Annotated in this window: 6 protein-coding genes; 5 read left to right on the forward strand and 1 reads right to left on the reverse strand. The window is 44.9% G+C overall.

The genetic code is table 11. The features are described from left to right. Positions 1–140: 140 nt before the first annotated feature. The 3 genes from A8709_RS19195 to A8709_RS19205 are packed head-to-tail and all read left to right on the forward strand — an operon-like array spanning position 141 to position 6,826. Positions 141–1,667 (forward strand): replicative DNA helicase, encoded by a 1,527-nt coding sequence (locus A8709_RS19195; protein ID WP_065854134.1) that lies wholly within the window; start codon positions 141–143, stop codon positions 1,665–1,667. Then, positions 1,651–2,412 (forward strand): DUF6063 family protein, encoded by a 762-nt coding sequence (locus A8709_RS19200; RefSeq protein WP_065854136.1) that lies wholly within the window; start codon positions 1,651–1,653, stop codon positions 2,410–2,412. The genes A8709_RS19195 and A8709_RS19200 overlap by 17 nt, the downstream gene beginning before the upstream one ends. Then, positions 2,396–6,826: a coiled-coil domain-containing protein gene (locus tag A8709_RS19205; protein WP_065854138.1), complete on the forward strand. Its 4,431-nt coding sequence runs from the start codon at positions 2,396–2,398 to the stop codon at positions 6,824–6,826. The genes A8709_RS19200 and A8709_RS19205 overlap by 17 nt, the downstream gene beginning before the upstream one ends. 339 nt (positions 6,827–7,165) lie before the next feature. Here the strand turns inward: A8709_RS19205 and A8709_RS19210 are convergent, their stop codons facing one another. Next, a complete protein-coding gene (locus A8709_RS19210; protein WP_341833430.1) occupies positions 7,166–7,534 on the reverse strand; it encodes a sensor histidine kinase in 369 nt (122 codons plus the stop codon). Positions 7,535–7,920: 386 nt separating this feature from the next. Here A8709_RS19210 and A8709_RS19215 point away from each other — a divergent pair, with 386 nt between their 5' ends. Both A8709_RS19215 and A8709_RS19220 read left to right on the forward strand, forming a co-directional pair. Beyond that, the gene (locus A8709_RS19215) at positions 7,921–11,196 is read left to right on the forward strand and encodes an S-layer homology domain-containing protein (RefSeq protein WP_065854142.1); all 3,276 of its coding nucleotides are present in this window, start codon (positions 7,921–7,923) and stop codon (positions 11,194–11,196) included. A 220-nt stretch (positions 11,197–11,416) separates the two neighbouring features. After that, positions 11,417–12,373: a 3'-5' exoribonuclease YhaM family protein gene (locus A8709_RS19220; protein ID WP_065854144.1), complete on the forward strand. Its 957-nt coding sequence runs from the start codon at positions 11,417–11,419 to the stop codon at positions 12,371–12,373. Positions 12,374–12,927 lie beyond the last annotated feature (554 nt).

A 12,927-nucleotide genomic window follows, 5' to 3' on the forward strand; every position in this document is an offset into this window, starting at 1 on the left:
ATGGGAATGTTTTCAAAGTGGTGACGAAAACTTTTGAAAAGTGAATTTCTGATATAATATAGACTTCTCTATGAAATAGGCGAATGCGAGGGAACCTAACTCTACTATACATAGCTTTGCAGAATTTGGAGGCATACATCATGGACTACCTAGAAATTGGTCAGGTTGTTTCCGGATTTCGGGAACGTATGACCAAGTTGGCCCTTTTTGACCCGCTCTATGAGCTTCAGCGGAAACGTCAAACGGACCGACAAAACAAACCGATCGACTTCATGGAACTCGGGCTGCTGTCGTTGCTGTACTTCTTTGAACAGAAGTTGATGCGTAATAACAAGGCAGGTGTCAAAGACTTAGCTGAGTTTCTTCTGAAGGTGACGGGGAAATTCATTGATTTGGACGATGCCGGATTTGAAGATCTGGCTAGACAGATTACGCAAGTATTTCGCCCGACGACTGGGAAGAAGCGGGATTTCACCTTTATGAACTGGGAATCCGGTGAGAAGGAGCATATTTATATCTCGATCCTGAAAGCGAATGCCTTCGACTTAAAAACGAATACCCAATACTACACGCTTGACGAGGATGGGTTGGAGCTGATCTTCGCGACCAAAGAATTTTATACGGAGTTCCAACTGTCGATTCACCAACTGGTGCTTCGCAAGCAACTGGAAAAAGGTGAGTTCGAAGGTGCTCTGCGGCAAATTAATGAAATGCGGATTGATGTGGAAGCTCTGCAGGAGCGGATGGTCAAGCTGGAGCATGAGTTGAAAAGGAACATTGTGTCGGAGGAAACGTTCACACGTTATAAAGGGTTACTGGAAGATATTTATTTGCGATTGCAAATGGAGAATGAAGAGTTTGAAGAATTACGGCAGTTCGTGAAAGAGACCAAGGATCGTGTTCAAGCGGCAATCGTTAGACAGACAGATCAACGGCCTTATGAGTTAATTTTACGCATATCCAATGAGCTTGAAAAGGTACATGGTGAGCATTCTGCTCTTTTTCACCAGAGTATGGTATTGAAATCACATGCCTTGGGCGCAGCACAAGAATCCTTGTATTATACGGGCCTAGATTCCTTTAATTTCGATCAGGATATTGCATCGCTAATCTTTAGCACGCCGCTGCCTGTGGAGACGATGAAAGGTGTGATAGCCCCGTTCTTACCGGTTCAAGAGACGAAGTTGTGGTCGCTTCTGACAGTGTGGTCTGAGCAAAATATGCTGGAAGACAGCAGTGGTCAAGAGCGGGATGTTAAGTTTCTTGAAATTGGCGGGGACAGTCATGAATATCGCTATCAGACGATGCAGAAAAAAGTGTACAAGCTTCTGATGGAGCAGCTTCTGCACTTGATGGAAGAGCATGGCCACGTGGAATTGAAGTTTTTTATCCAACTGTTTGAAGCGCGTGAAGATACTAGATTGCTGGGAGAGAGAGTCTTCTACGATTTTTGGATTTATTTACATCAAAGAAGCCCTTTGCAGGCGGTAGACATGGATCAGCAGCAGAATGACGTGCAGGGGACATTGCTGGAAGATTTGTATGCACTTCTGGGAAGCCGCTGTTTAATCGTTATCGAAGAAAAGGATATTATTCAAGTGAATGATAGATTTAGCATACAGAATATGTTGATTTCGTGGGGAGAACAGGATGACAATCGGACTTGAAAATGGAACTGTAATGAAAGCTTTTCGCATCTACACCTTGCTCGCTCGCGATAATCAGGTGGGAAAAGAGTGGCTCCATGCCTACATGGCGGATGACGTAGTACGTGGACTAGTCGATCAATTCGCGCGAGAAGTTGATTGCGTAACGATCATTGCCGGCGAACAGCTGTATATGATCCCTGAGACGCGGCTATCGCCTTTTCATATGAATAATGAAGTAATTAAACGCACCTATCTGCGGGCGAATGCCGTGAATGCAGATCTTTATCTCATGTATGTCAGTATCATTGTGCTCATTGGTGCCTTCTATGATAGCTATCAAACGATGGAGCCTACTAGAAGCTTTATCGGGATTGAAGAGTGGACTGCGCTCGTGAATGAGCGAATTGCGTTATTGAAAACACATCCTGAGGCGGAACTAAAAGAGATGGAGCAGGAGTTTTCGTATAACTGGACGGCCTTGATTGAAAAATGGAGTGCCATGGACGATATCAAGGAAACGGCCGCGAAACAAAGCGGGAATACGATTAGTCGGGTCAGCTTTATGGATTCGGTCCGCAAGTTTCTTATTGCACAAGAACTGGTGATCGATATTGGCAATCAGGAAATCACCTTGACCGATAAGGCGAAGGTGGTTGTGCAGCGTTATTTTATGGAGTTAGAGTATAATCGCGGTATTTTGGAGTTTTTATATCAAAGTGATACGAACGAGGGGGAGGGCAGCGAACATGCCAGCGATCTCTAAAATACGGTTTACAAATGTGGTCTATGAGGATGGGAATAAGCGATACAACGATGAATTGTTTCATTTTGATGGACATAACGGTGCGATATTGTTGGAAAATGGGGGAGGTAAGACGGTTTTCATTCAGTCCGCCATCCAAGCCATTCTACCGCATGAGGAACTAGCCGGACGTAAAATAAAAGAAACGTTAAGTCTCGAGAATGGTCCTGCGCATATTGCAATCGAGTGGATCCTTAGCGAACGTCCTCGGAGATATGTCGTGACGTGCATCAGCTTGTTTTTGACAGCAACAGGGATGGATTCGTATCGATATGTGTATGATTATCCAGTGCTTGATCCGGATGCCATTGATCGAATTCCTTTTGTGAAGGAAAGTGCCGGTCATCTTCGAGCGGCCGATAGGGGCGAAATTCATGATTATTACCACCAGATGACGGTGAAAAGAATGAATGCGAAGCTGCCTGCCACGATGAAAGATTACAAAAAAATATTGGAAAATGATTACCATATCATCGCTTCAGAATGGGAACGTATTGCGAAAATCAATAGCTCAGAAGGCGGTGTGGAGAGCTTCTTTGATGAATGCAAAACGACGAGTCAATTATTTGACCGCTTGTTGATTCCAACGGTAGAAGATGCCATGGGCGGATATGAACAAGGCGAGTTTGCCAATAATTTTGAAATGCATCGGGACAGCTTCAAGAAATATAAAGAATTAAAAGAGAAAATCGAAGAGAATAAAAAAATTCTCGTTGAATTGGATCAGTATGTCCTTCGTTATGCTGCGATGGATACGAAGCAGATGGCCTATGCCGCCGCTCAAGCTGAGACTAAGGCCTATTGGTTGTTAGTGAATGACCAGAAGAATGAGGAAAACGGCAAGCTATCCCAATGGCATCAGCAGATGGCTGCCTGCGACGAGCAATTTCAGGGATTGGCTCGGAAAAAGGAATCGCTTCACATTGCGAAGGAAAAGCAGGAGCAATCCGTTCTGGAAACCAAGCTCAGATTGGTAGAGGAAGACGTTGAGTTTAAAGAGAAGCTTGTACGGAGTGCTAAAGAGAACTACTATTCTTTGCGTTTGGCCGATTACAAGCAACAGTGGAGCTCTGCCGAAGAGCGCATGAACTATGTGCAGCGCGAACTCGAGCGGTTTGGGAATACGCAGGAAGAGGATGCTCTGAGGGAAGCTTGGATCCACAATGGCGGGCAAATCCGCAGCATTTACAGCAAGATGGAGCAAGAGTGGCAGACCGAAGAAGAGAAGCTCATTCAGGAACTGTCTGCTCATCAGAGTAGGATGAACCTAGAGGAAACGATTCTGAACGAGCTTTCAAGTGAATTAGAGGCATTGAACAAGCAGCTTATTGAACATAGATCCATTGTGCAAGCCCGTGAGAAAGATAAAGACGAGTTGAGAGCTCATGTTTTGACGAATCCGGCAGTTGAGAGTATGGAAGGCAGCATGTCGGAATGGATGCAACGGGTTCAGAAGCTGGATGAGGGCCATGTGCAGCTGGTGCAGAAGAATAAGGCTTTGGCATCCAGCAAAGAGGAAAGCGCGAGCCAGCTGGAAGGCGTGAGTGAAAGCCTCAAAATCGCCTATGTGGAGCGTGCCAGTGCAGAGCACAAGCTTGAAGCATTTAAAAAAGAGCATCAATCCATACTTGATCAAATCGCTTCGTACAGACCTTCATGGGGAAGGATCTCTTCCGTTTATGAGAAGATGAGCTCGATTGAAGAACGGCTTAAAGAGGATATAGAGAAGCTGCAGCTCGAGAAGGAAGCCTATTTGCTGAAAGAGCGCCTTGCTTTCCGCTATATTGATGATTACAGCTCTCAGTCAACATTTTTTGCGGATGTTTATGTGGCAGGATTGGTGGATAAGTGGAGAAATCAATTCACATTATTGGAGACAGGTATTCACTATTTACAAAGTTTACATGTAATCGAACAGGCGATGACTCACCCTCTCTGGTCCGTGACGTTAATTACGACCGAAGCTGAGGTTGAGTTAGTAACAAGCAAGCTGCGGCAGTACGCTGAAGATATGCAATTCCCGATCCAAGTGATCTCTTCGCAGGAAGCGGCGAATCTTGCCAATCGTGATACACCAGTAGCTGTGAATGATAGCGCGTGGGTTGAACCGCAGCATTGGCGTGACAATGTAGAGAATGCGGAATTCGTCAGCTGGAAGCAAGCGATATCTCTGAAAGGAGAAGAAGTTCGGACAGCACGCAAAGAAAAGGAAAGTGAGCTGCAGCGTTCATCTGATCTTCAAGCCTCTTTCGGTCGATTCCTATTGGAATACCCACTAGAGGTCGTACATGAAATGGAACGGCAAGTGGCACTGCAACGCGAATCTGTCCGTGAGCTAGAGGCACAAGAGGATACGATTAAGAAATCAATACGCCAGGTAGATCAGGAGATTCAGCAGATTAATTTCGTTATAGACGAGCAAAAAGTGGAGATGGTTCAACTTCAACAGTGGATTGAAAAAGGACAGAAATATGCCGAGTTAGGCTTAGAAATCGTTACTTTGAATGGGGCCATTGACCAACTTGTAGAGCAGTCTGATGATCAGCAAAATAAACTGGTAACCAGGCAGCGCTCTATGGAGCAAGCGAAGCTGCAGAACGAATCCTTGAAAAGTAGAATGATTCATTTAAGAACAGAGAAAGCGAGTCTTCGAAGTCAAGATCTGTACATCGAATTGGGGGATGTGCAGCCCATTGAAGCCAATCATAGCTTAGATTGGTTGAAAACGGAGCGTAAAGATTTACATCTCAAACTCAATCGCATCTCCCAAGGGCGTCAGCAGCTGGAAGCAGAGTTGAGCCATTGCCGCGCAAGCAGATCAACGTTGGAGAGAGAGATGAGCAAGCTTCGTTTGGAACAAGCGGACTTGAATTTGAATGAGACGCTTGCTTTCTCTGTAATGGGTGAGGAACAGATGTCGCAGCTATTGTCAGAGCTGAAGGAACACGAATCACGATTGACTCGCGATAAAGAAGAATTGGTGCGCGTGGAGAAACGATTTGACGAACTGACTACGAGGATCAAATTACTCATTGAACAGTATGGGAATACGCATAAGGATGAAAGGCCGCAGACCTTTACGGAATCGCTGAGCGTCGTGGATGTACAAGTCCAAAGTGAGGATACACGTCTACACCAGCAGAAGTCGGCCCTGCAGCAGCAATATACACAAATCCAAGCACAATTAAGTAAAATTGGAGAAGTGGTTGACTACTTAAATCAATACAAAATCATGCACAGGTTTGAAAATCCGCTTATTCAGGCAGCTTTTATCACACAGGAGCAGAAGGCGGAATTTCCGTATGACCGAATGAAGTGGGTGCGGAAATCCGTGACAGTCCTAACAAACCTGACGAAAGAACTAGAAGCAGAAGAGTCGTCCGTGAAAAAGGCTAAACTTCATTTTATTGATTTTTGCCGGAAGCAGATCAAAGATGTCAAAATGAGAGATATGGCTGAACAAGGTGTCGAGAACAAAGACAACTATCTGGATCTGACGCAATTTCAGCAGAAAATGCACAGCCGCATTGAACGCGTCAACCATGTTGCTGAAGAGACGATGCGCACCCATAATCAGCAGCTCGAACAGTATATTATTCATGTGCACAGCCATTTGAAGTTAATTGCTTCTGAACTTCGAGATATTCCGAATAAAACGAGAGTTAGGGTCGAGGATCAGTGGCGGCACATCTACTCGTTCCAGATCCCTGAATGGGATGAGTTGGAGGCGAAAGAGCATCTGCGCAAGCATTTGGAATGGATTTTAGCTGAACTGGACAGAGGTCACTATCGTGATGACAGCGGGCAGGAAGTGAAATCCACGGTTCGTAAAGAGATTGAAAAATGGCTGGATACCAAGCAGCTTCTGCAAATTGTATTGCAAGATCATCCGATGCGAGTGTCTTGCCGCAAAGTAACCAATGAGAATAACGTGACGAAGGCTTCCTTCTCGTGGGAACAGTCTAATAATTGGTCTGGCGGGGAAAAATGGAGCAAGAATATGACGTTATTCTTAGGTTTACTCAACTATGTGGCTGAAAAACGCCAGCATATACAAGCGAACATGAAGAGACATCGCACAGTGATCCTAGATAACCCTTTCGGGAAGGCATCGAGTGATCATGTGTTAAGCCCTGTCTTTTTTATCGCTGAACAGCTTGGGTTTCAAATTATAGCACTCACTGCCCATGCGGAAGGCAAATTCCTCAAGGACTATTTCCCAGTCGTCTTTAGTTGCAGGCTCAGACAAGCAGCAAATGGAAACAAGCTGGTCATGACCAAAGAAAAGGAAATTAATCAAGCTTATTTCCGTGATCATGCACCGTTTTCCTTAGAGAGACTGGGAGACGTTAAACAGATGGAGTTATTCGTTTAATCGCCTAGCTCATCAAACGGTTGAGGTTTATGGATTAGAAGAAGGATCGTTCCAAAAACGAGAGGTATTCGGAAAAGAAGACAATTTGTGGTCATTTGCGTTTCCAGAGTTGGTCATTGATTTGGAACATATATTCCACTAGTATGATCTAGACTTAAAAGTCTGCCCTATCTCCCGCGGCAATCGGGGAGGTGGAGCAGACTCTTTTATTTTAGAACGATAAACACATCCACGATTACCTGACTCTTGCCCCTGCTGCGCTAACAGGAATAACAAACGACACGGTTGTTCCTTCACCAGGCTTACTGACAATAGACAAACCACGACCATACAACTGAGTTAATCGTTGATTCGTATTGGCGATGCCAATATGCTGCCCTTGCCCAGCTCAGAATGAACTGTCAATGTGCCGCCGTGTAAGTCCACTAAGTGCCTGTAAATGCTTAGCCCAAGTCCAATGCCTCTACCAGCGCTTATCCCGTAAGCCCCTTGCTCATAGGGGAGGAATGCTCGAGACTGTGTTTCATCATCCATCCCGACACCGGTATCCGATACATGGATAATGACATGTGCATCCTTAGTTTCAGCGGAAACCGAGATTATTCCTTTTTCAGTGTATTTAAGAGCGTTATGTACGAGGTTATACAAAATTTGTACAAGTCTCTTCTCATCCGCCATAACCAATGGCATGGTTTCTGAGATATCCATTTGAAGCAGGATGGGCTTGCCTTCTACCATGACTTTAGCATAGCGATGACACCTAAGACGGTTGATTGAATCTTAATAGGCTCTCGTTGGAGCGAAATGCGGTGTTCTTGGAGCTGAACGACATCAAGAAGATCCCCAATCATATGTGACATGCGTCGGCTAATGGAACCGCCTAGGACGAGTTCGTTTTAATGAGATCCAACTTCTATCTGCTGTCTGAATGATTCACTACGAGGGAATTTGTTTCATTCTAAAAATTCCCCTATACGAAGTAGAAATTGTCCTATTTTTGATAGTCGGGGGTATGGTATAACTAGTCTGCGTACTCGATAGAAAGCGTTTTCATTTCGGTGAGTACAATAATAATCTATGAGGTGAAAGCGTATATGTTAAAACGAAATTCCAAATGTTTCCTTAGTCTTATACTTGTCATTGCAATCGTTTTTTCGATGTTTCCGACTTTTCCGTCATCTGTGGCTTATGCTGCCGTATCCAACTTACTGCCTACTAAACTAACATTAAACAACGGTACCAATAACGGGAACATTAAGGCTAGCTCCCAAAATGGCACTAGAACAGCAGCCAATATCGGTGGAATTGTCACTTGGACGCTTGGGGCAAATACCGTTTACGCTGCAAGTGGTTCTTCTAATTTATGGGTAGCCATTGATCTTGGTTCTTCTAGTAAAATAGAAGGTTTTAACTTTCACACGACTGCAATCGATACCAATACGATAAACCGTAGTACCCAGTATGAAGTAAGTTATTCAAATGACATTTCACCTACATCGCCTTGGAATAAACTTTCCACCACACCTTCCAATAGCGCGATAACGTTTTCACCAACAGCTAACGGATGGACTAGCGCTGCGATTGTACCTACCAATGTTGCAGCTGGCACTGTTACGAATGGAACTTACAGTTGGAGTTCTGACCCTAACATTAATAGTGGCTTTTACACATCAAACTTAACGTTTACTGCTCCAATTACAGCACGCTATATTTTGATTAATTATACTTTAAAACCCTCTCCTGCTACCGGTCAACTAGGTATTGGACTCTTACAAATAATACCCCCTGTAACGCTTTCTTCTTCATCAGGAACTTTTTATAAATCATTGCAAAATACAGTAGCTACTGCTGTTTATCTTGATAGCGCTTCAAGTTTTACAGGGATTACCAATGGTTCCAACACGCTTGCGCAAGGTAGTGATTATACGGTTGATGTAGACAATGTTGTTACATTATCAAACACCTACTTAAACAGTCTTAGTGGGAGCTACAATTTAAGCTTTAATTTTGCATCAACGCAAGGTTCGTCATCCCTACCCTACTTACTAACAGTCGTAGCAGCGGCCGACTCTTCCCTTTCGTCTCAAGGTGCTATTTATATTCCTATGTCGCCTTCTACAATATCAACAACAATGAATCTCAATAGCAACACGTTTACAAACATTAGTGAGGGTACGACAAGTATACCTGAAGAGGCTTATGTACGATCAGGTAATACGATTACCTTTGATCCCAGTTATTTAAACACACTGAGTATGGGAGTTCACGCTTTTATCTTTAACTTTAATCAGGGGAATCCGCAGAAATTTATGCTTACCCTATCGGGCAAACCTCCTGCCGCCAACATTGATTATCGCTATTGGACTTTGCAGGAGCCACTCCCTGGAGGAGCAGGTCAAACATCACAAGCCTTACAAGCAGGCTATGCTGATCCCTATTTCTACGTTGGGTCAGATGGAAGCCAAGTCTTTATGGACACCGCTGTGGGGGGGACAACACCCGGCTCGGCCCATCCTCGCAGTGAGCTAAGGGAATATGATCCTATAGCGGGAACAGACGCAGGTTGGTCGCCTACTGGGGCTAACGAAATGACGAGCACGGTTGCTGTTGCAACTCTTGGAACTTCAGGCGGTGTAGGTTGGACTACCATTGGGCAAGTTTTTGATCCAAGTGTAACAACCTTGTGCGAACTCGAGTATGGATATGACCCTGCTCGTCCCAATAGTAATATTCGCATCCTGTATGAACCAAGTGGTATAAATGCAATAGGGTACCAGTATATTCCTGTTAAAATTCCGTTAAATCAGTATTTCACATATAGGATGGCCCTTAATGAAGGTGTGCTATCCGTTTATATAAACGGCGCCTTGATATTTAATGGACAAACAGCCAGTCCTAGCCAGGTTATACCGTCTAATCATCTGTACTACTTTAAAGCCGGTAACTACGATCAAACTGCCACAAACGGCGATGTGAATTATGTTCCATACACCGTTGTTCAGTTTAAATCGATAAACGTATATCACGCTCCAACAGTTTCCAGTAATGCGGACTTGAGCTCACTTACGTTGTCTGACGGCACGCTAAATCCTGCATTTGCAGCCGGTACAACGAGTTATACTTCCAGTGTGGCTAATCGTGTTTCGAGTGTAAGCGTAACAGCAAATATATATGATAGTACCGCGACGATGACTGTAAATGGAATTACGACCGCATCAGGTCAGGCAAGCGCAGCAGTTAACTTGCATGTAGGTGACAACGTTATCCCGATTGTGGTGACAGCGCAGAATGGCGAAACGAAGACGTACAGTGTGTCAGTGAATCGTGCATCTAGCAGCAGTGATGGCGGCTACGTTGCCCCACCTTTAAGCGAAACCAAGGTGACCTCGACAAACGGTAATCTGACACTTCCTGCAGGCAGGGCAGGTGAAGTAAGTTTGGGAACTGAGGTTACTATCACGATTCCTGCCGGTACATCAGACAGAGATCTGATAGTAACGATTGAGAAAGTGCCGGACACAATAAAGCAGCAACTCTTGACAGGTGAAAAAGAAGTTCTTGCCAGCCCGATCTATGAGATTCTGAAAAATTTCTCGGAGAATTTTAGCAAACCTGTAACGTTAAGCTTTGCATTCGATCCGTCAACCGTGAAGGACGGTCAAAAGGTGTCGGTGTTCTATTACGACGAAGGCAAGAAAGTTTGGGTGGAAGTGCCAGGCGGTAAGGTGAGCGGCAATCAAATTTCCGTAGCAGTCGATCACTTTACGAAATATGCGGTATTTGCCGTTGAGCAAGTCGCTGAGAAGCCGTCAACAGACACGAAGCAGGAGGTTCGCTTTAGCGATATCGCCGGACACTGGGCAGAGGCTAATCTCAAACAAGCGGTGATCAGCGGAATCGTAAACGGTTATCCAGATGGTACGTTTAATCCCAATGGTATGGTGACGCGCGCGGAATTTGCGGTGATGCTGATGAATGGATTGAAGCCGCAAGGAGATGGAAAGGAACTCACCTTCACAGATTCGGCGAAGATCGGATCCTGGGCACAGAAAGCGGTCACGCAAGCGGTCCAAGGGCACATCATTTCGGGCTATGAGGATGGCAGCTTCCGTCCGAATGCAGAAATTACACGTGCTGAGATGGCTGTGATGATCGTGGGTGCATTGAAACTCACGGTCGAAACGAGCCCTTCAACTGGCTTCGCGGACGACAAGGATGTTCCTTCTTGGGCGAAAGGTGCGGTAGCGGCGTTGAAGAAACAAAACCTTGTAGAAGGCAAAGACGCCAACCAATTCGCTCCTATGGCTTCAACAACAAGAGCCGAGGCTGTGACGGTAATTCTGAACATGCTAGCTCAAAAGAGTAAATAAAACTTTGGTGAAATTAGGTTATTCTAAAGGCGGCTGAGCAGGCTGCTTGCAGAATAATCTTTTTTCATGTTTTCAAATGAGCTTCATGACTCCATTCATTGATTTTAAGCCGGTGTCTTAACGGCTATTGTGGATACGCCATAAATTTCTATGACAAGCGACTCTTCAAATGGGAGCGTTTCGTAGTATAATGTTCCTATTGATCAATGGAGGCACGCAAATGACGTTAATTAAACAGCTACAAGCACCAGATGATTTTACTGGGTTTTACTTGATTAAAGAGTTGGATGTTAAACAAACGAACACTACGCCTGCGAAGGATTTCATGGATATCGTACTTTGCGACGCAAGCGGGCAAGTATCCGCGAAAATGTGGGACGTCAGCGCCGCTGATAAAGAAACCTTTTTCCCGATGACATTGGTAAAAGTACAGGGTGTCGTTCAAATGTACCGCGAACGGCTTCAGGTGAAAATCGTGAAAATCCGCAAAGCGCTGCCGGATGATGGTGTACAAATCACGGATTTTATTCGTTCTGCACCTATCAGTCCAGCCGATCTTATTCATACCATTAACGGTGTTTTGGCTAGTATTACGAACCCGACGATGCAATCGATTGTTGCATTTTGCGTGGCGAAAGTGGGAGACAAACTGGATCATTATCCAGCTGCCAAAACCCATCATCATGCCTATTTCGCAGGGCTTGCGTATCATATCGTGCGGATGTTGGAGCTTGGCGAGTTTGTTTGCAAACAGCGGCCGTTTCTCAATCCGGATTTGATCAAAGCGGGCATCATCCTTCATGATATTGCGAAGCCTGAGGAAATGATTGCGCAGCTGGGCATTGTGTCCGACTATAGCGTGCAAGGCAAGCTGCTTGGTCATATTTCAATGGCCTCCAATTGGATTACAGAGGCAGCGATCCATCTAGGATTAGATCTCCAATCGGATCTCGTCATTGGCTTGCAGCATATAGTGTTGTCACACCATAATTTGCCGGAGTGGGGAAGCCCTGTACTGCCGCAGTTGCCGGAGGCTGTAGCGCTGCATTACATCGATTCGATGGATGCCAAGCTGCAAATGGTTGAGGATACGCTGCTCGTTACACCGGAATCCGAGCCGTGGACGCCGATGATTCGCGGATTAGAGAATAAGGCGATGTATCGATTGAAACTTTAGGAAATACATGAAGAGCTGTTCTTGTGTAGAGAAATCTACGTGGGGACGGCTTTTTCATTTGAAAAAGCCGGTTAGAGTGAGTTTGGTTAGATTGAGTTTGGTTTGGATTGTATTGGATTGTATTGGATTGGTGTAGTGTGTTCATCGAGAGCAGTTGTGTAATGATCTGATATAGCGGGTTAGAGAAGGGATTTAGCTGTAAAAAGTACAGCTAAAATGGTGCGATTTGCTGATTTATTTGAAATAAATGTAAAATGTACAGTTAATTTCAATGGAATCAACCAGAAATGCCTGAAAGTGAGGAATTAGATACATGTTTTCCAGCTATTCATACATTCCGGCGTAATATCTTAAAAATAACTGTACATTTTCCAGTTAAAATGGAGTGGCAGTAGATGGGCGGCAGATGGACAGCCAGCGACTATAGGGGACAGCCGAACTTCCCACCATATCTGCTTTTGTCATGCTCCGCGCATCATCGCTCCGCCACATCAGCTCTGTCATGCTCCGCGTATCATCGGCCAATCATCAGCTCTGTCATGCTCCGCGCATCA

Origin of the sequence: Paenibacillus pectinilyticus, assembly GCF_001700435.1 — a bacterium.
GTDB lineage: Bacteria > Bacillota > Bacilli > Paenibacillales > NBRC-103111 > Paenibacillus_E > Paenibacillus_E pectinilyticus.